This is a genomic window from Mycolicibacterium sphagni (assembly GCF_002250655.1).
Classification (GTDB): Bacteria; Actinomycetota; Actinomycetes; order Mycobacteriales; family Mycobacteriaceae; genus Mycobacterium; species Mycobacterium sphagni.
The window spans coordinates 318,704-337,987 of sequence record NZ_NOZR01000002.1; the positions used below are offsets into that span (position 1 = coordinate 318,704).

At 65.8% G+C, this 19,284-nt stretch carries 22 protein-coding genes; 12 read left to right on the plus strand and 10 right to left on the minus strand.

The genetic code is table 11. The annotated features are described in order from the left end of the window. The first annotated feature begins 6 nt into the window (after positions 1–6). A complete protein-coding gene (locus CG716_RS03555; protein WP_094476471.1) occupies positions 7–1,035 on the plus strand; it encodes an amidohydrolase family protein in 1,029 nt (342 codons plus the stop codon). On the opposite strand, the gene CG716_RS03560 is transcribed toward CG716_RS03555, so the two are convergent. After that, positions 1,036–1,884 (minus strand): alpha/beta fold hydrolase, encoded by an 849-nt coding sequence (locus CG716_RS03560; protein ID WP_094476473.1) that lies wholly within the window; start codon positions 1,882–1,884, stop codon positions 1,036–1,038. Continuing rightward, positions 1,881–3,413, minus strand: coding sequence for a flavin-containing monooxygenase (locus tag CG716_RS03565; protein ID WP_094476643.1), 1,533 nt, complete (start codon positions 3,411–3,413; stop codon positions 1,881–1,883). The genes CG716_RS03560 and CG716_RS03565 overlap by 4 nt, the downstream gene beginning before the upstream one ends. Before the next feature lie 91 nt (positions 3,414–3,504). Here CG716_RS03565 and CG716_RS03570 point away from each other — a divergent pair, with 91 nt between their 5' ends. After that, positions 3,505–4,128, plus strand: coding sequence for a TetR/AcrR family transcriptional regulator (locus CG716_RS03570; RefSeq protein WP_094476475.1), 624 nt, complete (start codon positions 3,505–3,507; stop codon positions 4,126–4,128). Positions 4,129–4,234: 106 nt separating this feature from the next. On the opposite strand, the gene CG716_RS03575 is transcribed toward CG716_RS03570, so the two are convergent. From CG716_RS03575 to CG716_RS03585, 3 genes are all read right to left on the minus strand, one after another. Then, positions 4,235–4,681 (minus strand): nuclear transport factor 2 family protein, encoded by a 447-nt coding sequence (locus CG716_RS03575; RefSeq protein ID WP_094476477.1) that lies wholly within the window; start codon positions 4,679–4,681, stop codon positions 4,235–4,237. Between the two features lie 82 nt (positions 4,682–4,763). Continuing rightward, positions 4,764–5,156, minus strand: a complete 393-nt coding sequence (locus CG716_RS03580) for a DUF4267 domain-containing protein (RefSeq protein ID WP_094476479.1) — start codon at positions 5,154–5,156, stop codon at positions 4,764–4,766. An 11-nt stretch (positions 5,157–5,167) separates the two neighbouring features. Further along, positions 5,168–5,554 carry a hypothetical protein gene (locus tag CG716_RS03585; protein ID WP_094476481.1) on the minus strand — a complete coding sequence of 129 codons (387 nt, stop codon included), beginning with the start codon at positions 5,552–5,554 and terminating at the stop codon, positions 5,168–5,170. A gap of 101 nt (positions 5,555–5,655) precedes the next feature. On the opposite strand from CG716_RS03585, the gene CG716_RS03590 reads away from it, so the two are divergent. Then, positions 5,656–6,018 (plus strand): DUF732 domain-containing protein, encoded by a 363-nt coding sequence (locus CG716_RS03590; RefSeq protein WP_094476483.1) that lies wholly within the window; start codon positions 5,656–5,658, stop codon positions 6,016–6,018. A gap of 27 nt (positions 6,019–6,045) precedes the next feature. Continuing rightward, the gene (locus tag CG716_RS03595) at positions 6,046–6,516 is read left to right on the plus strand and encodes a CAP domain-containing protein (RefSeq protein WP_094476645.1); all 471 of its coding nucleotides are present in this window, start codon (positions 6,046–6,048) and stop codon (positions 6,514–6,516) included. A gap of 43 nt (positions 6,517–6,559) precedes the next feature. On the opposite strand, the gene CG716_RS03600 is transcribed toward CG716_RS03595, so the two are convergent. After that, complete coding sequence (locus CG716_RS03600; protein ID WP_094476485.1) at positions 6,560–7,207, minus strand: S1 family peptidase; 648 nt, start codon at positions 7,205–7,207, stop codon at positions 6,560–6,562. Between the two features lie 67 nt (positions 7,208–7,274). Here CG716_RS03600 and CG716_RS03605 point away from each other — a divergent pair, with 67 nt between their 5' ends. After that, entirely contained in the window at positions 7,275–8,783 is a 1,509-nt protein-coding gene (locus CG716_RS03605) for a flavin-containing monooxygenase (protein ID WP_094476487.1), read from the plus strand. Between the two features lie 434 nt (positions 8,784–9,217). On the opposite strand, the gene CG716_RS03615 is transcribed toward CG716_RS03605, so the two are convergent. Both CG716_RS03615 and CG716_RS30055 read right to left on the minus strand, forming a co-directional pair. Continuing rightward, entirely contained in the window at positions 9,218–10,057 is an 840-nt protein-coding gene (locus CG716_RS03615) for a sigma-70 family RNA polymerase sigma factor (RefSeq protein WP_094476491.1), read from the minus strand. Next, a complete protein-coding gene (locus CG716_RS30055; RefSeq protein WP_165774008.1) occupies positions 9,957–10,400 on the minus strand; it encodes a hypothetical protein in 444 nt (147 codons plus the stop codon). The genes CG716_RS03615 and CG716_RS30055 overlap by 101 nt, the downstream gene beginning before the upstream one ends. 506 nt (positions 10,401–10,906) lie before the next feature. Between CG716_RS30055 and CG716_RS03625 the strand changes: the two genes are divergently transcribed. From CG716_RS03625 to CG716_RS03640, 4 genes are read left to right on the plus strand one after another with little or no spacing between them, the layout of a single operon-like run. After that, the gene (locus tag CG716_RS03625) at positions 10,907–11,671 is read left to right on the plus strand and encodes a FadR/GntR family transcriptional regulator (RefSeq protein ID WP_094476495.1); all 765 of its coding nucleotides are present in this window, start codon (positions 10,907–10,909) and stop codon (positions 11,669–11,671) included. A gap of 30 nt (positions 11,672–11,701) precedes the next feature. After that, the gene (locus CG716_RS03630) at positions 11,702–13,297 is read left to right on the plus strand and encodes a class I adenylate-forming enzyme family protein (RefSeq protein WP_094476497.1); all 1,596 of its coding nucleotides are present in this window, start codon (positions 11,702–11,704) and stop codon (positions 13,295–13,297) included. Further along, a complete protein-coding gene (locus CG716_RS03635; protein WP_094476499.1) occupies positions 13,294–14,067 on the plus strand; it encodes a class II aldolase/adducin family protein in 774 nt (257 codons plus the stop codon). The genes CG716_RS03630 and CG716_RS03635 overlap by 4 nt, the downstream gene beginning before the upstream one ends. A 14-nt stretch (positions 14,068–14,081) precedes the next feature. Next, positions 14,082–15,350, plus strand: coding sequence for an amidohydrolase family protein (locus CG716_RS03640; RefSeq protein ID WP_094476501.1), 1,269 nt, complete (start codon positions 14,082–14,084; stop codon positions 15,348–15,350). Here the strand turns inward: CG716_RS03640 and CG716_RS03645 are convergent, their stop codons facing one another. Then, positions 15,351–16,292, minus strand: coding sequence for a D-2-hydroxyacid dehydrogenase family protein (locus CG716_RS03645; RefSeq protein WP_094476502.1), 942 nt, complete (start codon positions 16,290–16,292; stop codon positions 15,351–15,353). 63 nt (positions 16,293–16,355) lie between these two features. Between CG716_RS03645 and CG716_RS03650 the strand changes: the two genes are divergently transcribed. Together CG716_RS03650 and CG716_RS03655 are read left to right on the plus strand one after the other, a co-directional pair. Further along, on the plus strand, positions 16,356–17,150 hold the full coding sequence (locus CG716_RS03650) for a hypothetical protein (RefSeq protein ID WP_094476504.1): 795 nt from the start codon (positions 16,356–16,358) through the stop codon (positions 17,148–17,150). A 51-nt stretch (positions 17,151–17,201) separates the two neighbouring features. Further along, on the plus strand, positions 17,202–18,371 hold the full coding sequence (locus tag CG716_RS03655) for an LLM class flavin-dependent oxidoreductase (RefSeq protein WP_165774009.1): 1,170 nt from the start codon (positions 17,202–17,204) through the stop codon (positions 18,369–18,371). Here CG716_RS03655 and CG716_RS03660 read toward each other — a convergent pair. Next, the gene (locus CG716_RS03660) at positions 18,368–18,862 is read right to left on the minus strand and encodes a WhiB family transcriptional regulator (RefSeq protein WP_094476506.1); all 495 of its coding nucleotides are present in this window, start codon (positions 18,860–18,862) and stop codon (positions 18,368–18,370) included. The two genes, CG716_RS03655 and CG716_RS03660, sit on opposite strands and share 4 nt — an antisense overlap. Here CG716_RS03660 and CG716_RS03665 point away from each other — a divergent pair. Next, on the plus strand, positions 18,861–19,283 hold the full coding sequence (locus CG716_RS03665) for a nitroreductase family deazaflavin-dependent oxidoreductase (protein ID WP_094476508.1): 423 nt from the start codon (positions 18,861–18,863) through the stop codon (positions 19,281–19,283). The two genes, CG716_RS03660 and CG716_RS03665, sit on opposite strands and share 2 nt — an antisense overlap. Position 19,284 lies beyond the last annotated feature (1 nt).

Below are 19,284 nucleotides of genomic sequence, written 5' to 3' on the forward strand. Positions count from 1 at the left end.
CGCACCATGGCACGCATCGACACCCACGCCCACGCCATTCCCGCCGGCTACCGCGCGGCGTTGCGGAAAGCCGGAGTCGGCGAGGCCGGCGGCCGCGAAATGCCCGAGTGGAGCCCGGAGGCAGCGCTGGACGCAATGGCCACGCTGGACGTCTCCACCGCGATCCTGTCGGTATCGACGCCCGGCACCTCGTTTCTCCCCGCGGCCGCCGACGCCGCTGCGCTGGCTCGTGACATCAACGATTACCTCGCATCTGCGGTTGCGGCCCAACCGGATCGGTTCGGGTTCTTCGCCACGGTGCCGCTGCCCCACATCCGGGAAGCGGCCGCCGAGGCTGCCCGCGCTCTCGACGAACTTCACGCCGACGGGGTGGTGCTACTGGCCAACAACGCCGGTGTGTACCTCGGCGAGGACGGCCAGGACGACCTGTTCGCCACCCTCGACCAGCGGTCGGCGGTCGTGTTCATCCACCCCGCGGATCTGCCCGGGCCGCCGGTGTCCGGAGTACCGCCGTTCGCCACCGACTTCCTGCTGGACACCACGCGCGCCGCATATCTCCTGGTGCGCAACAGTATTCGGCAGAAGTATCCGAACATCAAGTTCATCCTGAGCCACGCAGGCGGTTTCGTGCCCTACGCCTCACACCGCATGGCGCTGGCGATCATGAGCGATATCGGGCGCAGCGCCGCCGACAGCCTGGACGATTTCGCGAGCTTCTATTTCGACACCGCGTTGTCGTCCAGCGCGGCCGCCCTGCCGACGCTGCTCGCGTTCGCGAAACCGGGACACATCACCTTCGGGTCCGACTTCCCCTTCGCACCGGTGGTGGCCGGCGCGATGTTCACCGCCGGGTTGGAGACCTATCCGGGACTGGACGCCCCGCAGCGTGACGCGATCGACCGCGGCAATGCTCTGCGGTTGTTTCCCCGACTGGGCACAGCAACTCCGCTGACGCCGCCGCTGCCCGACCGGCTCAAGCATGCGGCCAGCCGTCAGGTGATGCGCGCGGTGACCCGACTGATCAGCACCCGCTGATCAGTCGCTGGCCCGCGCCAGGAATGGCAGCAGCAGGTCGGCGAATCGCTTCGGGCATTCGATTTGGGGCATGTGGCCGACCCCGTTGAGCAGATGCACCTCGGCGTGCGGGTAGACCCGCATCGCCTCCTCGATGTGGTGTGCCGGCAGGATGCGGTCCTGGCTGCCCCAGATGATCAGCGTCGGGCGGGGCGTGCGGGCCACGCCGGCGGCCAGTTCGCGGCGCCACTCAGGTCTCACCCCGCGCGGCGACCCCAGTTCGATTGCGGCTTCGCGCATTACGGCGCCGGCGCCGGGCTGCGACCCGACGGTGAACGCGTGATCGATGCGCTCCTTGGTAGCCACCGATTTGTCGGCGTGGATCGCACGCTCGAACAACACGGCACTCATTCGGTTGGGCTTTCGGATGCTCATCGGGCCGAGCACCGGCATGGTGAGCATGCGCAGCAACAGGGTGACCTCGCTGCCGAAGCCCGCGCTGTTGATCAACGACAGGCTGGCGACCCGGTCAGGCTGTTCGACCAGCAGCTGCTGGGCGATCGCCCCACCCAGTGAGTTGCCGACGACGTGCAGGGGACGGGTCTCGCCCAGCGTGTCGAGGGTGCTGGCGACGCCGCGCGCCAGCCTCACCAATGTGATTGGTTCCGTGGTTCGTTCGGAAAATCCGAAGCCGGGAACATCGACGGCGATCGTCCGGTAGGAGCCCGCCAGCCGTTCGTACTGGGGAGCCCAGTCCTCCATGCTGCGCCCGATGCCGTGCACCAGCAGCACCGGCGGGTTAGCCGGATCGCCGTCGGCCCGAACCCGGGTGCGCCGCCCGTCGACCTCGATAAAGGCAGGCCTGCTCATGCCGTGGTCGCGCCCGATGCCGAAACCGCCGGCGCCGCAACCGTGGTGCCGAAACGCAGCGCCGGATCGTCGACCGCACCCTTGCGCAGCCGGGAATGGTCAGACCAGTAGTCCATCTCGACCGTCCAGGGCCCGCTCGTGCCCTGTTGCGGAAAGAGGTCGACCGAGCGCTGGATATAGCCGGCGGAGAAGTCCAGCATGGGGCGCTTCTCGATCATCGGATTGTCCACCACGGGAACGACAGTGCTGTAGCCGTGCCGATCCATGTACCCCATGAGGCGACACAGGTGTTCGCAGACCAGCCCGACCTTCAGGGTCCACGACGAGTTGGTGTAGCCGAAGGCGAACGCCAGGTTAGGGATATCGGAGAGCATGAAGCTCTTGTAGACCAGCGACTGGTGGACATCCTTGACCTCACCGTCGACGGCGACCTGGATGCCCCCGAACGGAAGCAGCTTCAAACCGGTTGCGGTGACGATGATGTCGGCCTCCAGCGTCGCACCGGATTCCAGCAGGATGCCGCTCTTGGTGAAGCGAGCGATCCGGTCGGTCACCACCGAAGCCTTGCCCCGCGCAATAGAGCGAAACAGGTCCGCGTCGGGCACCGCACACAAGCGTTGATCCCACGGGTTGTAGGTGGGTTTGAAGTGGGTGTCGACGTCGTAGCCTTCGGGCAATGCCTTGACGTTGATCGCGTGGATGATGCGGCGGGCAAGCTTCGGATTGCGCTGGCACAGGTTGTAGATGAATCGGCCTTTGCCGATGTTGAACCGCCGCGTCGCGGCATAGGCGGCTTTGGCCGGCAACACCTTTCGCAACGAGTTGGCGATCGGGTCCTTGCGTGGCTGCGGCATCACGTAGGAGGGCGAGCGCTGCAGCATGGTGATGTGTTCGACATCGCCGGCCATCGCGGGAATCAACGTGACCGCGGTTGCGCCACTACCGATGACGACGACCTTCTTACCCGCGTAGTCGAGGTCCTCCGGCCAGGACTGCGGGTGCACGATCAGACCTTCGAAGTCCTCTTCGCCCTCGAACTGTGGGCGGTGCCCACCGGCGTAGTCGTAATAGCCGGTCGCGCCGAACAACCAGTCGCAGGTCACCTCGGACTGCTCGCCGTCGCGTTCCAGCGTGACCGTCCACCGCGCGGCATCCGAATCGAAGTCGGCTCGCACCACCTTGTGCCGCAGATAGATTCGGCGGGCCAAGTCGTCCTCATCGATGACCTCGTGCAGGTAGTCGAGGATCTCGTGGGCGTCGGCGATCGCGTTGTCCGAAGTCCACGGCTTGAACTCGTAGCCAAAGGTGTGCAGGTCGGAGTCCGACCGGATGCCGGGGTACCGGAACAGATCCCAGGTGCCGCCGATCGCGTCACGGCTGTCGGCGATCGCAAACGTCTTTCCGGGCTGCTGGGTCACCAGGTAGTGGCCCAGTCCGAGGCCGGAGATCCCGGCACCGACGATCAGCACATCGACGTGGCCGCGGAGCGGCTGTGTTGGGCGGGCCTGGCTGAGGGAGTTCACGGTCATCGGGGCACTCTCCGGTTCGAACAGCAAAACTATAACGCGAATAGTGTTATAGTTTCGCCGACAGCTGTCAAGAGTTCCCGGGAGGTAGGCGATGACCACGGTGTCGGTTCCGCGGCGGGCGCCCGTCCAGGCCCGCAGCCGCCAGACCGTGGAGCGAATTCTCGATGCGGCCGCGGCCATCGCCGACGAGCAGGGCGTGGACGCCGCGACCACTCGCACGATCGCCGACCGCGCCGGGGTGTCCTATCCCTCGCTGTACCGGTTCTTCGCCGACCGCGACGCCATCTTCGATGAGCTGATGGAACGGCACTGCGCCGAGATCGACGCCCGCTGCGTAGCGGCCGAGCAGACTTGGCAGATTACGTCGATCGCCGATTTGCTCAATAGCGAGCTCGACCTGCATGTCGACTATTACCGCAAACATCCGAGCGCGGCCGGGCTGTGGTTGGGCGGGCGCACCTCCCCCACGGTCACCAGTCACGTCCACGCCAGGATGCGCACCCTGGCCAACCGGCTGCACGACATCCTCGTGACTGCCGGGCTCATCCCCGGCGAGACCGACCCGCGGGCCATGCAGGTCGGCGTCGAGATGGCCGACCGAATGCTCGAGCTGGCCTACCGCGACAACAACGATTTCGACGAGGCCACCCTGGCCATCGGCCGAGTCGCCCTGATCGCGTTCGGCAACGCGATGGCGTCGGGTCTGCAGGCCTGAGGGCCCGGGGCATCGAGTCTGCGGTCAGATCGAGATTTTGGCCAATTCTGCGATCTGTCGGCAGACTCGATTCACCGGGCGCAGACTCGATGAACTTGATGGGTGATCAGAACACTGACGACGGTGCCGCCATCGTCGAGTTCGGCGCACGCCAGTCGGTCGAAACGAAGCGGTGGGAGATCAACCAGTGCTGACCGACCGGGGCGAATACGTCGCGGTATCGGCCGTAATGGTCCAGGCCCATCTCGGTGAACACCGTGAAGTACGACGACACCTGCGCGCGCTCAGGAGTCAGCTCGGTGAACCGGATGTTGGTCAGGGTGTGCCGGACGATCCGCTTGACCCCAGCGTCGGCCGACGGGACGGTGACCCCGCCTAGGAACTCGGCGATCGCCGCGCGGCCGGCAGCCGCGACGGTGCCGCGCACCTCGAGTTTGCCGTCCGGACAAAAGGTTTGGGTCAGATCCTCGATGCGTCCCGCGTCACCGGACCAGTTGTAGAGCGCGAGGGTGTCACGGATCCGTTCGCGGGCGACCAGTTCCCACATCTGCATGGCTGTCCCTTCAGCGCTTCTCGAAGCGTTGATAGTCGATCGGGTTGTGCCGGCCACCAGGGATCTCGCATGCAACGTGGGATTAGGGAGCTACCTCTGGCGCGGTCTTACGGCGCCGGGTGGCGCCCCACAGGCCGACGCCGATGCCGACCACCGCACCGCCGAGCCCGATGATCTGCTGGCCACGGGTCAGATCGCTGTGCACGCTCGACCCGCCCAGCAGGTCGGCGGCATCAGCGCCGCCCGAGGCAAGGAACCAGCCCCGGGTGTTGCGGCCGCGAAGCCCCGCCGACAGCAGCAGTCCGCCGATCAGCGCGTCGCGATAGCCCATCGACCGCAGCAGCAGCCGAGCCGACGGCCCGGGGTCGTTGGGCTCACCCCAAAGTCTGTTGGCACCCATCGGGTCGACCAGGAAGTGGACGCCGGAGGCAAGCCGGATACTGCCCGCGATTACCGCGGCCTTGTCGATCGACACGTCATTACCGCTTAGAGAGTTGCGGTGAACGGGCCAAGGAGCTGGCAATCAGGCGCAGGATTCTGCCCGAGCCATATCGGACAGCCACGGCCGGTCGCGGTGTACGTCGCGCCGGGCTTGTACGGCACCGAGATCACCGCGGGATCCGCTCCGTGCGCCTGCGCGCAGTGCGTGACACCGTCAGCCCCCAGCAGGCAGGCCACTGCCGAATACGGACCGCCGGCCGGCCCACATCCCGCCAGTTCCGCGGTAGCGGTCACCCCGCTCGGCCCGACCACGGGCGGGGAGAGCGTGTACGTGCACGGCGGAAGGGGTCCGGCATGCGCGACGGCCCCTGCGGCGAAGCCGCTGAGAGCCAACATAAACGCCATCGACACCGCGTGGATCGGCCGAATCATGGGCCGAATACTAGATCACGGCAAGCAGCGTCGATGTATATTGCGCCGATCCCCTGCGCTCCGCCGACCTGCGCCGATCATCGATGGGACACAATATGGCAATGCCTATCGCTGCACCTCGTCTGCTCGTCGCCGGCGCCTTGGCCACATTGGGCACGCTGAGCGTGCTCGCCACCGCCCAGCCGGCGCATGCCGATGACATCGGCTACCTGGTCAACGTCACCGTCCGGCCCGGCTACAACTTCCCCAACGCCGACGCCGCCCTGGCCTACGGCCATGGCCTCTGCGATCAGATCAATTCCGGCGTGAAGTACGGCCAGCTGGTCAACACCATCAAGTCCGACTTCTCCACCACAGACGAGTTCCAGGCGTCGTATCTGATCAGCCAGTCCGCTCAAGAGCTCTGCCCCGCCGCGATCTGGCAGCTGCGGCAGTCCGCAGCCGGCTACGTCCCGTCCGCATAGTAAGGAAAGACGTTGGTAAACAAAGGCATTCGGGTCGGTATCGCCGCGAGCGCGGCCACCTTGCTGGCAGCCGTGGCCGCACCGGTCGCGCACGCCGACAACACCCGTCTCAACAACGGTGTAGTCGCCAACGTCTACACCGTCCAGCACGAGGCAGGGTGCACCGGGGACGTCAAGAAGAACCCCGCACTGACGCAGGCCGCGGAGTGGCACGCCGACGACGTCCTCAACAACCGGTCCCTGGACGGCGATCTTGGATCCGACGGCTCCACACCCCAGAGCCGCGCCGCCGCAGCCGGTTTCAAGGGAACGGTCACCCAAACCGTAGCCATCAATCCGGCACTGGCGATCAACAATCTGGACGTGATCAATCAGTGGTACTACGACCCTGCCGCTTTCGCGATCATGTCCAACTGCGCCAACACCGCGATGGGCGTCTGGTCGGTGAACAGCCTGGACCGATCGGTCCTGGTAGCGGTGTACGGCCAGCCGGCCTGACCTCGCGAGCACGGCTCGTCGGGCCGGCGATCTACCGCTAGCGTCAGGGCAGAATCCGCAATCCCCACTGCCCGAGCAAGGGCTGCACCATCGTGAAGTACGTCGTGTAGTCGTCACCGTCGGGTGAGGACATCAGGATGCCCACCGCGCTCACGGTGCCGTCGGGATTTTTCACGAAGCCCGGACTGCCGCTGTCCCCCTCCAGGCTGTAGACGCTGGCCTCGACCACATCGCCCTCGACGCCCTTGATCTCACCGCACGTCTCCCCGGTGACTGCACCCACTTTGCAGAACGGCATCCCAATGCTAATTTGACTGGCGCTCAACACATCCCGCACCTGATAACGACCGCCGACGTCCCCGTTGGGGGCACCGACGCCGGGGTCAAGGCGAATGATGGCGGCGTCCCTCTTGTCACCGTGGACCTCGCTGGCACTGATTTTCCCGAGCACCGTGTCGTCGCCGCCGTAGGTCCAATCCGAACCATCGTGCGCATCGCAGTGCCCACTGGTCAGCAGGTAGTAACTGCCATCATTGCCTTGTGCGGCGAAACCGGCTGTGCACCGGCCACTTTCGTCGTCGACCTCGATGCCAGGGGTCGGGGGCGGTTCCGCCACCGCGGGACTCGCCAGACCGACCGCCGCAATCAGTGCCGCACCCGCAAGCGCCGGAATTACCGTGCTACCGGCCATCTAGGCCCCCTCCCCTGGAATCGACAAGATCGTATCGAGACGGCCCGCACGTGGGAGAGTTTCACAGATGACGGCGACGGTCGCGGTGATCGGGGCCGGCCCTGCGGGGCTGGCGGTCTCGCGTTGGCTGCTGGCGCAAGGGTTCGAGCCGTCGATCTTCGAGCAGGGCCCGACGCTGGGCGGTCAGTGGACCGCGGCTGCCGGCCGAAGCGGCGTGTGGCCGGGCATGCATACCAACACCAGTCGCATCCTCACCGCGTTCAGCGACCTCGCGCACGACGGCGACCTCGTCTTCCCGTCGGCCCGCGATGTCCTGGCCTACCTGGAACGCTATGCCGCCCTGTTCGGCCTGAAGTCGCGGATTCGATGCGGCACTCGCGTCGAGGCCGTCACCCAGACCGGTCGCGGGTGGCTAGTCAACCACGGCAGCGGGCACGAGGCCTTCGACAAGGTGGTGGTGGCCACCGGCAGATTCCACACCCCGGTGCTGCCCCACGTTCCTGGCCTGGACGGTTTCACCGGCTCGGCCGGTGCGATCACCTCATACGAGTACCGGGGGCCGTCGCCATATCGAGACAAGCGGGTGTTGGTCGCGGGGTGCGCGGTCAGCGCGCTGGAGATCGCCACCGAGCTCGCCAGTCGGGGTGCCGCCCGCGTTGTGGTGACCCACCGCCGGCAGCGCTACGTGCTACCTAAGTTCGTCGCGGGCGTGCCGTCGGATCACCGGATGTTCACCCGGTACGGAGTGCTCGCCGACGAAGCCTTGGCTCCCGCCGAGGTCGATCGTCAGCTCAAGGAGATCGTGGTCGAGTCCGTGGGCAGCCCTGAGCAGTACGGCGCCCCGCGTCCTGCCGAGTCGCTGTTCGCCGCGGGCGTGACGCTCAGCCAGCATTATCTGCCGGCAGTCGCAGAAGGGGCGATCAGCGTCCGGCCCTGGCTGCGGTCGGTCGCCGGCAGCACGGTGACCTTCGGCGACGGGCACGCCGAGGAGTTCGACGGCGTTGTGTTCGGCACCGGCTTCGCGCTGAGCCTGCCGTTCCTGGGCGACGACGTGCGGGCGACCCTGAACCTGGACGGTGGCGGCTTCGACACCGACCGCTACACCTTCCATCCCGACCTGCCGGGGCTGGCATTCATGGGGATGTGGGACCAGTCGGGGGGTTACTTCGTGCCCCTTGAGCTGCAGGCCCGCTGGATCGCCTACACCTGGGGCGGTGTGGTCGACGCCGCGAGTGACGCCGACCAGCGCGCGTCGGTGGCCGTCAGCCGTGCCATCGGGCCGCGGAAAACCCGGATGAATCTGGCGGCCGTGGCGTTCGCCCGTGCCGCGGGTGTCGAGCCACGGCTGGAGAACTGGCCAGCCTTGCGGCGCGCCCTGTTGTTCGGCCCGCTGGCTCCGAGCTGCTTCCGGCTCGAGGGTCCCGACGCACTGCCGAATGCCCCGACCCGGTTCGCCCGCGAGGCCGCGGCATTCGGCGCGATCATCGACAACCACCTGACCGAGCGGGAGCACAGCTACTGGTCGTGCGTCGAGGATGCGTTGGCAAACGGACACGAAGTGGTTCCAAGCGAGTAACAGTCGAGCAGGCTGATCGCCAGATTGGCGGGGCAAAACCCATCGAGCGGGCCGGTGTCGAGCCGGAACATAATGGCGCTCTGGCAAATTTTCTTAGCGACGTATTACCGCTAGAGGGCCGCCACCTTATTTTTGGGCCCTAGCTTGAGATTCATGTTGCTCGACGTCCGCTGGCTGCAGTACCTGCTGAAGCGCCCCGCCCACAAGTAAGCCCACCACCGAGGCGAAGGCTGGATTGCCTGCGCACGTTCGCCCGGACTCGACACCCGGGAAATCTCAACCCGCACTATCGGCAGTTCGACGCCGTCCACACAGTCCGCGTCCTGACCGACCGTGGTCATCGCCACGACATGCCACGCCAAACCCTGGTACGTCAGCGGTGCACAGCGAGTTACCCGAACGGGCGCTGCGGACAACGGGTGAGAGCCGGGGACTTACGAGGCAACACCCCTGACGTCATCCCGCTGCCCGCGGGCAAATCCGCGTTGTATGGCGACGTCGCTGAGCTGGGCACGCAGCTGTCGTCGTCCGCGGTGTAGCCGCGACATCACGGTGCCGAGGGGTATAGCCATGATTTCGGCGATTTCCCGGTACCGGAAGCCCTCGACGTCGGCGTAGTAGACCGCCATCCGGTAGTCCTCGGGTAACGCTTGCAGAGCGGCGACGATCTCAGTATCCGGTAGGGAATTCAGCGCCTCGACCTCGGCGGAGGCCAGCCCGGTCGAGGTGTGCTCGGCGGACGAGGCCTGCTGCGAGTCCGTGATCAGGTCGGTCGGATACTCCAGCGGTTGTCGTTGCTTCTTGCGATAGGTCGTGATGTAGGCGTTGGTCATGATCCGGTACAGCCACGCCTTGAGATTCGTCCCGTCATGAAACGATCGGAACCCGACGTAACCCTTGATCATGGTCTCCTGCACCAGATCCTCGGCGTCGGTAGGGTTGCGCGTCATCCGCAGCGCGCCGCCGTAGAGGTTTCTCATCAGGGGGATCGCATCCCGCTCGAAACGCGTGGCCACCTCCGCGTCAGTCTCCGAAGACGAGCGGTCGGACGATCCGAGGTGGGCACCGTCGCGTACGACGACACCCGTCAAGCCCGGCACGTTACTCCAATGCTCCGAATTCGGAGTCACCACCGGTTCTTCCGGCGATGCTCGACGCGATGATCCCTCGCCGTCACCTGACCCCGCCGATCGGCCGAGGGTTTGGTGCGGCGCCGGTTTCACCTTCCCCGCGCGGTGTCTCGTCGGGATTCTCGGCGTCGGGAGTGTGCACATCCGGATCAACCGTATCGGCGCGCATGTACTGCCGGTTCACCTCGTCACGGGCGTGCACCGCGTCGCTACGACGGGCGTCGGCCTGGTGTTGGAGGCCTGCCGCGTGCGCCACCTTGACGTCTGCCTCGGCTTGAGCGACGCGAGCGCGGGCCGCGGTTTCGTCAGCGAGCGATTCTCGTTGACCCACGATGTGCGACTCTTCGGCGGCGTCGGCGCGGATCGTCCCAGCTTCAATGCGGCCGTGTTGCTTGCGCTTACCGACTATCACAAAGCCGAGGGCGACAGCGGTAAGGATCGCGGCGAGTACCAAGAACGCGATGACGATGACGGTGGTGGTGGCCATTTCGGCTCCCTGGGTTCGGGTGGTGCGTAGGTGGTGAATGTGGTGCGTAGGTAGTGAATGTTGTTATGCGACAGTCTGTTCTGTTCGACAGCGGCGAATCCGTTGGTGGCGATCAGTCAGATCCCGGCGATGGGGCTGATGGCGAGGAGGGGCCACACATGATTCAGCAACGAGTGATCCCGACACGCAGAAGATATCGGCAAGTAAGGGTCCGGAGCCGACGCTCCTCGGGTTGTGCAGCGGACAGCTAAACCCGTCCCAGACCGGCTGAGAGTCACAGCCACCGCTGACGCTACACCCATTGGATCATTTCGGCCGACCCGGCTGCGCGGACGGTTGTGACGCACCCTTGGACGCCAAGTGGTCACCCGGGCCGCGGCGGATGGATGTCATTGTCCTGGAGGGCTTTTGGTCGACGCTCAATAGGAGCTGGGACCGGTACCGCGGCCGTCAAGTTCACGCTTGTACGATGCAGATGATTTGGAAGAACGATAGAAAACCGGTCAGTGTCAGAGCCAACTGTTCAATTCCGTCGTCTCGCCGAGCAGATCGCCGACCACCTGCGACGGCGCATTCTGCTGGGTGAGCTCGCTGACGGCAGCATCCTTCCCACAGAGGACGAACTCCTGCGCGAGTTCCCGGTGAGCAAGCCGTCGCTGCGCGAAGCCATGCGGATCCTGGAAGCCGAGGGATTGCTGCGCGTGCGGCGCGGCAAGTTGGGCGGCGCGGTGGTGCGCCGACCCAACGCCGCGAACGTCGCCTACACGATCGGTTTGGTGCTCGGCTCCCAGGAAGTCAGCCTGTCGGACGTCGGCGGGGCGCTTCGGCAGATGGAGCCGGCGTGCGCAGCGCTGTGCGCCGAGCGAGTCGACCGAAAGCGCGCCGTCGTCCCGGCGCTGCGCCAACTGCACGCTGAAGCCGTCGACGCCGCCGACGATCTCGAGCGGGCCATCTCGGCGAGTCGGCGCTACCACGAAGCACTGGTCGCTTACTGCGGCAACCAAACCATGATCATGCTGGCGGGCGCACTGGAGACGCTCTGGTCGGCACACGAACAGGGCTGGTCCACACAGGTCAGCGACCACAGCATCGTGCCTGTCGACGAGCGGTTGGCGGTCCTCGAGGAACACCGACAGGTGATCGACGCCATCGATGCCGGGGATGCGCGGCTGGCCCACGACCTCGCCGCCGCCCACCTGATCAATGCGCAGCACTACCCCGGATCTGCGGGAACGGTCGATCCCACGATGGTGCGTCAGAGAGACCATTGACGCGGCGCCTTATTTTCATATGATTTGGTGATGGCTGTGGACGCTGCTGTCACGACCAGCGCCGAAGCGGCGACCTACCGGGCCGAGGGCTGGTGGACGGACACCACTCTGTCTGAGTGCGTTCGCCGCAACGCCGCATCCTCGCCGGGCAAGCCGGCATACGTCGACTTCACTCTCGACGCGCCGGAGCAGGCACTGACGTGGTCGGAGTTCGACAACGCCGCCACAAACCTGGCCTCGCAGCTGCACCGCCTTGGCGTGATGCCCGGTGAGCGGGTGGCTGTCTGGCACAGCGACAGCATCGCCATCCACGTCCTGCTGGTGGCCATCGAACGCTGCGGTGCGGTCAGTGTGGGACTCGGAGCGCGCGCCGGGGTCCGGGAGGCCGCGCAAATCATGCGGACCGCTCAGCCTTCGTTGTTGGTCAGCGACGCGGCCCGGGCCGCGCACGGCGCCGAGGCGGCAGCCGACGCTTCGGTGAAGGCCCTGGTGCTCGGATCCGGTGACCTCACGGTGGACACGTCCCCGGGCTCTGCGGACGAACTCTCGCCGGTAGGCCCGGACGACACCTTCCTCATCAACTCGACCTCGGGCACCACCGGGCTGCCCAAGTGTGTCGTGCACACCCAGAATCGTTGGCACTACTTCCACCAGAAGGCCGCCGCCAATGGCGAATTGCGCGCCGACGACGTCTTCCTTCCTGTCATTCCCACCCCGTTCGGGTTCGGGATCTGGACCTCCCACACCACGCCGATCTACCTGGGCGCGACGACCGTACGCATCGAACGGTTCGACGCGAGCGCGACGTGCGCCGCGATCGAACGTCATCGCGTCACGGTGTTGTGTTGTGTGAGTACGCAATTGATGATGCTCCTGGCGAATCAGGCCTCCCGCGAATACGACTTGTCCAGCTTGCGGGTCGTCTTCACCGGCGGCGAGCCGTTGCCCTATGCGCAGGCCGCCGAATTCGAAGAGCTGACCGGCGTCACGATCCTGCAGTTCTACGGCTCCAACGAGACCGGCTTGCTCAGCGCCACCACGCTCAAGGACTCGCTGCACCACCGGCTGCGCACCGCGGGCCGGATCGTCCCAGAGATGCAGGTCCGCCTGTTCGACGGCGATGACGATGTGACGGAAACCGGTCGCGGACAGCCCGTTTGCCGGGGTCCGGCCACCAGCCTCGGCTACCTGGGCGGCACCGACCACGACAGGTTGTTCACCAAGGACGGCTGGATGCGGATGGGCGATATCTGCGAGTTGGACAGCGACGGCTACCTGACCCTGGCCGGACGCACATCCGACTTCATCCTGCGGGGCGGCAAGAACATCAGTGCGGTGGCAGTCGAGGAGGTGGTCGACACCCACCCCGCCGTCGCGGTGGCTGCCGCAGTGTCGATGCCCGATCCCCTCTTCGGGGAACGCGTGTGCGTCTTCGTCGAACTCACCAAAGCCGGCGACACCCTCGAACTGCCCGACCTTGTCGAGCACCTGCTGGCCCAGGGCGTGTCCAAGGAACTGCTGCCCGAACGGCTCGAGGTGCTCGACGAGCTTCCGAGATCCTCCGGCGGCAAGATCGCCAAAGGCCTACTCCGCGAAAATATCCGGTCGATACTGGAGCGATCATGACCACACCAGAAGTGCGCCGGGGCGGCCTCGGCGTGTGGGCGCCTTCCAAGACGCCACCGATCGGCGTCGAACTCACCGACGAGCAGAAGATGGCGGTGGCATTCCGTCACCTCGCCGACATCGGCTTCGCCGAGAACATGGCGGGGCACATCACCTGGCAGCCCGACGGGCAAAGCGACATGTACGTCAACCCGTGGGGACTGTGGTGGCAGGAACTGACCGCATCCGACATCTGCATGGTCGACGAGGATGCTCATGTGGTCCGCGGCCGCTGGGATGTCACCCCGGCGATCCATCTGCACACCGAGATTCACCGGCAGCGTCCCGACGCTCGGGTGGTGATCCACAACCATCCCTACTACGTCAGCCTGATCGCCGCCCTTGGCGTGTTGCCCGAGCTCGTCCACCAGACCGGCGCGTTGTTCCTCGACGACATGTATCTGGTGGAGAAGTACGACGGTGAGATCGACGCCCCTTGGCGCGCAGCGGAACTGGCCGGCCAGATCGGCTCGGCCAACCTGGTGATCCTGGCCAATCACGGCGTCATCGCCACCGGGCAGGATCTGGCCGCCGCCGTGTATCGCGCGGTGTCTATCGAGCGGGTGTGCCGGCTGGCCTACGACGTGATGGTCACCGGCCGCACTCCGTCGGAGATGAACCGCGGCGACATGATCGGCATGCAAGCCTCGCTGATCGAACGGGCAGCCGACGTGTACTGGGCCGGCGCGGCCCGCATGACCATCAAGGCCGACCGCGGCGTGCTGGACTGAAAGGAGCTCAACCCATGGCTTCCATCGACGAGCTGCAGTCGAACCTGAACTTCACCACCGCCAAGACCGGTGCCGAACGCAGGGTCACTTTCCTGCCCGAACCCGAACGCGCAGAACGCTATTACACCGTCATCTCCGTCGACGACCACATCGTCGAGCCGCCGGATACCTTCGAGGGACGGGTGCCGGCCAAATTCGCCGACCGGGCGCCACGGGTGGTCGATACCGCGGACGGCGGGCAGACCTGGGTCTACGACGGCCAGTCGCTGCCCAACGTCGGATTCAATGCCGTTGTCGGACGGCCGGTGTCGGAGTACGGCTTCGAGCCGGCCCGGTTCGACGAAATGCGCCGTGGCGCCTGGGATATCCATGCCCGGGTGGCCGACATGGACCTCAACGGCGTGTACGCGTCGCTGAACTTTCCGTCGTTCCTCCCTGGCTTCGCCGGGCAGCGGCTGCAGCAGGTGACCACCGACCGCGACTTGGCGATGGCCTCGGTCAGGGCGTGGAACGACTGGCATATCGACTCCTGGGCCGGCACGTACCCGGGCCGGATCATTCCCTGTCAGCTGCCGTGGCTGCTGGATCCCGAGGTCGGCGCAAAGATGATCTACGAGAACGCCGAACGCGGCTTCCATGCGGTGACATTCAGTGAGAACCCCGCACTGCTGGGGTTTCCGACCATCCACTCGGGCTACTGGGAACCGATGATGGCCGCCTGCGCGGAAACCGGGACGGTGATCAACCTGCACATCGGATCGTCGGGCACGTCCCCGTCGACCACCGACGATGCGCCGCCCGACGTCGCAGGCGTGCTGTTCTTCGCCTACGCCATCACCGCGGCGGTCGACTGGTTGTACTCAGGCGTGTGCAGCCGCCACCCCGACCTGAAGATATGCCTGTCCGAAGGTGGAATCGGCTGGGTAGCAGGGCTTCTGGACCGACTCGATCACATGCTGAGCTATCACGAGATGTACGGGACGTGGAAGGCGCTCGGCGAAACCCTGACACCGGCGGAGGTCTTCACCCGCAACTTCTGGTTCTGCGCGGTCGAAGACCAGTCGTCGTTCATCCAGTACGAGCGAATCGGGGCGGACAACATCCTGCTCGAGGCCGACTACCCGCACTGCGACTCGACGTGGCCGCACACCCAGCGCACCATCCGTGAGCAGATCAACGGCCTCCCTGCGGACATCGTCCGAAAGGTGACCTGGGAGAACGCTTCACGGCTCTATCAGCATCCGGTTCCCGCTGCCGTCCAACAGGATCCGAACGCCTACTGATCAGCGCCCGTCAAGCCACTGCGCGATTGCCGCGACAGCATCGGAAAAGAAGATCCGATAGGGACGGTCGGCGACATAGCCGATGTGCGGTGTGGCGATGACGTTGTCCAGCGTGCGCAGTGGATGCCCCTCGGGCAGCGGCTCAGTGTCGAACACATCGAGCGCGGCGGCGCGAATGCGCTTGGCTGTCAGGGTCTCGACCAGCGCCGCCTCGTCGATCAATGGTCCCCGAGAGGTGTTGACCAGCAAAGCGGTTGGCTTCATCAGGGCCAGTTCGGCGGCGCCGACCAGGCCGGTGGACCGTTCGCTGAGCTTCATGTGGATGGTCAGCACGTCGGCTCGGCCGAACAGCTCCTCCTTGCCGACATATGTCGCGCCGGCTTCGGCGGCCGCCTCCGGGGTGAGGTTCTGGCTCCAAGCGATGACATCCATTCCGAACGCCTCGCCGATGCGAGCCACCCGAGCCCCGATGCGGCCCAGCCCGAGAACGCCGAGCACTCGCCCAGACAGTTCGCGCCCCACTGAGGTCTGCCAGCCACCATCGCGGACCGAGACGCTTTCGCCGACGAGATTGCGGGCTCCGGCCAGGATCAACGCCCAGGTCAGCTCGACGGTCGACGCCACAGTGCCACCGGTGGTTCCGACGTGGATACCGTGCTCCTCGGCGGCCGCCATGTCGATGGAGGCATTGAACGGCCCGGTGGAGGCGATCATCTTCAGCCGGGGCAGACGTTCGATGATGCTGCGCGGCAGTGGAGTTCGCTCCCGCATGACAAAGATGACATCAAAGGCCGCCAGCCGCGCGACGAGTTCGTCGGAGTCGAACACGTGGTCGTTGAACACCGTGATGTCGGCGCGTTCGGCCACCACCGACCAATCGACCATCTCGAGAGCAACGTTCTGGTAGTCGTCGAGGACCGCCACCTGCACCCTGGGCGTCATGCCGACTCCTCTTTGAAGATCATGTCCGCAGGCTAATCCGATCGAGGCTAGAGTCAACGACCAGTGACCCTGCTCAGTTACACCGCCTCTGCTGCGCTGCTTGCCGACGGCAACGCAGCCGAGAATTTCGGCCGCCTGATCGGACTGCTCCTGTTCCCCATTATCGGCATCATTCTGCTGGTCATAGGACTACACGACCGGTCGAAGTCCCGACGCGCCCAGCCCCCATATCAGTCGCCTGTTCCCGGCTATCCCCTGTACCCGCCCTACGCCGGCCGTTTCCCGCCGCCGGGTTATCCGCCGGCACCGCCCCCACGACCCACCGCCGGTCGGGGTCTGATCATCGGCGGCTCGATCCTGATCGCGATAAGCCTCGTGGCAGTCGTCATCCGGGCAACGATGGCTGCCGGCGACTCCAGCGCGGCTGAAAATGTCCCTCCCCCAGTCAAAATCGGCCAGTGCATCACCGGCGAAGCGATGGCATCGGGTGCGATCGGGGCACACGACATCACCGAGTGCACCAATGCGGCGGGAGTCTTCGAGGTGGTCAGCACCGGTGGACGGGATGCAGCGTGCCCCGACGGCGCAAAGGCCGACACCGACTTTGCACGCTGGACCAACGACGACTCGACGGTCTGCTTCATCCCGAACCTGTTGGTCGATCACTGCTACGCCACGGTGCAAGGACACTCCGCCCGCACCGACACCCTCAGGTCGGTTTTGTGCACCGAAAAATCAGCGGAATTCAAAGTATTGCAACGCTATGAGATGGCGGACTACAACCTGTGCCCGACTGGAGCGCACCAACGCATCTGGACCGTTCCGCCGCGTACGTACTGCACCGGACCCCCTCGCTGACGGAGATCGACGCGTTTTCCGGCTTGCCGCAGTCTGGTTAGTGTTCACGCCATGTCCGTGAAATTGCACTGGTTCCTTCCCACCTACGGCGACAGCCGCCTGATCGTCGGTGGCGGTCACGGCACACCTGCGGGCGCTGCCCACAGCGACCGCGACGCGTCGATCGACTATCTCGCCTCGATCGTGCGCGGCGCCGAAACATTCGGTTTCACCGGAGCGCTGATACCGACCGGCGCCTGGTGCGAGGACGCGTTCATCACGGCCGCACTGCTCGCACGCGAAACCACGTCGCTCGCCTTCCTGGTGGCCTTCCGGCCCGGACTAGTGAGCCCGACACTGTCAGCGCAGATGGCCGCGACATTCGCCCGGCATGCACCCGGCCGCATTCTGCTCAACGTGGTGGTCGGTGGAGAAGCCCACGAACAGCGGGCATTCGGCGATCATCTCGACAAAGACGCGCGCTACGCCCGAGCCGATGAGTTCCTCGACATCGTCAACCGGCTGTGGCGGGGCGAGACGGTCACGACACACGGCGAGTACATCAGCGTTGAGGAAGCCTCGCTGGCCATCCCGCCGAATCCGGTGCCGCCGCTGTACTTCGGTGGCAGCTCGGCTGCAGCCGGGCCCATCGCCGCACGCCACGCCGACGTGTACCTGACATGGGGCGAGCCGCCGGCTGCGGTGAGCGAGAAGATCGAATGGATCCGTGCGCTGGCCCGCGAAGAAGGCCGCACCGTCCGGTTCGGAATCCGCCTTCACACCATCTCGCGCGACACCGCCGACGAGGCATGGACACAGGCCGACAAGCTGGTGGCCGCGCTCGACGAAGAGACCGTCCGCTCGGCACAAGCGGGCCTGCACCGCAGCCAGTCGGAAGGACAGCGGCGGATGCTCGCACTGCACCAGACACACCGCGCCGACGGCTCATGGCACGACGCGCGCACCCTGGAGGTCGCCCCGAATCTCTGGGCCGGCGTCGGCCTGGTGCGCGGCGGTGCAGGCACGGCTCTGGTCGGCAGTCACGCCGAGGTGGCCGACCGAATCGCCGAGTACGCCGAGATCGGCATCGACGAGTTCATCTTCTCCGGATACCCGCACCTGGAGGAACTGTTCTGGTTCGGCGAAGGGGTCATCCCCATTCTGCGTGAGCGCGGCCTGTTCGACGGCACGCGGACCGAAGTGGCGCCGGCCTCGATCCCGTTCGTGGGCGCGGCGCGCTAACCGAGCCGCGCCAGCCTCGAGCGGCCGGCTGCCGCGGGGCTCAGGCTCCGCCGCCGCAGCTCACCCTCGTCCCGTTCGCGAGCCGTTGTCGCACCCCAAACTCCGTATGGCTCAGGCGTTTTCAACGCGTGCTCGAGGCAACGTGACCGCACAGGGCAACTCCCGCAGATGACCTTGGCTTGCTGCTCGAGCTTGCGGCGATCTCCGCGGGGGCTGTCTTCGGGAAAGAACAGCTCCCCGGGTTGACCAACACAGTGGCCCAATGACTGCCATTCCCACTCCCAGACGAACGGCTGCAAGTGGTGCCGACGCTGAGCGGACAAGTTCGACAGATAGCTACTGGGTTGCACGATCGCAGATCCTCCGTTGGCATTGGATGCCTCGCCATCATGGGCGACACAACTCCCCCGCCAGAGATATCGGATCGTCGTGAATCTGCGTGCGACAGACTTCGGGAATAGGGCTGCACCCGCCGCTGTTGCGCCCGCCATGACTGAACACGCCGAACTGAGCCCCACCGAATGGGTGCGCGACCAGACCGAACAGATCCTGAAGCAGGGCACCACCGACGGCGTCGAGGTCCTGGACCGGCCGATCGTCCTGTTCACCACCACAGGAGCCAAGTCCGGCAAGAAGCGCTACGTGCCGCTGATGCGCGTCGAAGAAGACGGGCGCTACGCAATGGTCGCCTCCAAGGGCGGCGACCCGGCGCATCCGTCGTGGTACTTCAACGTCAAGACCAACCCCACCGTGACCGCTCAAGACGGCGACAAGGTCGTCACCCTGACCGCCCGCGAGGTCTCCGGCGACGAGCGCGAGCACTGGTGGGAGCTGGCTGTTGCGGCATACCCGCCCTACGCGGAGTACCAGACCAAAACCACACGGTTGATCCCGGTTTTCGTCTTGGAGTAGC

Bases quoted from the DNA above. Each gene is read 5' to 3' on its own strand.
- CG716_RS03555 (WP_094476471.1), top strand. From the start codon at position 7: ATGGCACGCATCGACACCCACGCCCACGCCATTCCCGCCGGCTACCGC.
- CG716_RS03560 (WP_094476473.1), bottom strand. From the start codon at position 1,884: ATGAGCAGGCCTGCCTTTATCGAGGTCGACGGGCGGCGCACCCGGGTT.
- CG716_RS03565 (WP_094476643.1), bottom strand. From the start codon at position 3,413: ATGACCGTGAACTCCCTCAGCCAGGCCCGCCCAACACAGCCGCTCCGC.
- CG716_RS03570 (WP_094476475.1), top strand. From the start codon at position 3,505: ATGACCACGGTGTCGGTTCCGCGGCGGGCGCCCGTCCAGGCCCGCAGC.
- CG716_RS03575 (WP_094476477.1), bottom strand. From the start codon at position 4,681: ATGCAGATGTGGGAACTGGTCGCCCGCGAACGGATCCGTGACACCCTC.
- CG716_RS03585 (WP_094476481.1), bottom strand. From the start codon at position 5,554: ATGATTCGGCCGATCCACGCGGTGTCGATGGCGTTTATGTTGGCTCTC.
- CG716_RS03590 (WP_094476483.1), top strand. From the start codon at position 5,656: ATGCCTATCGCTGCACCTCGTCTGCTCGTCGCCGGCGCCTTGGCCACA.
- CG716_RS03600 (WP_094476485.1), bottom strand. From the start codon at position 7,207: ATGGCCGGTAGCACGGTAATTCCGGCGCTTGCGGGTGCGGCACTGATT.
- CG716_RS03605 (WP_094476487.1), top strand. From the start codon at position 7,275: ATGACGGCGACGGTCGCGGTGATCGGGGCCGGCCCTGCGGGGCTGGCG.
- CG716_RS03615 (WP_094476491.1), bottom strand. From the start codon at position 10,057: ATGTGCACACTCCCGACGCCGAGAATCCCGACGAGACACCGCGCGGGG.
- CG716_RS30055 (WP_165774008.1), bottom strand. From the start codon at position 10,400: ATGGCCACCACCACCGTCATCGTCATCGCGTTCTTGGTACTCGCCGCG.
- CG716_RS03630 (WP_094476497.1), top strand. From the start codon at position 11,702: ATGGCTGTGGACGCTGCTGTCACGACCAGCGCCGAAGCGGCGACCTAC.
- CG716_RS03635 (WP_094476499.1), top strand. From the start codon at position 13,294: ATGACCACACCAGAAGTGCGCCGGGGCGGCCTCGGCGTGTGGGCGCCT.
- CG716_RS03640 (WP_094476501.1), top strand. From the start codon at position 14,082: ATGGCTTCCATCGACGAGCTGCAGTCGAACCTGAACTTCACCACCGCC.
- CG716_RS03645 (WP_094476502.1), bottom strand. From the start codon at position 16,292: ATGACGCCCAGGGTGCAGGTGGCGGTCCTCGACGACTACCAGAACGTT.
- CG716_RS03655 (WP_165774009.1), top strand. From the start codon at position 17,202: ATGTCCGTGAAATTGCACTGGTTCCTTCCCACCTACGGCGACAGCCGC.
- CG716_RS03665 (WP_094476508.1), top strand. From the start codon at position 18,861: ATGACTGAACACGCCGAACTGAGCCCCACCGAATGGGTGCGCGACCAG.
- CG716_RS03660 (WP_094476506.1), bottom strand. From the start codon at position 18,862: ATGGCGGGCGCAACAGCGGCGGGTGCAGCCCTATTCCCGAAGTCTGTC.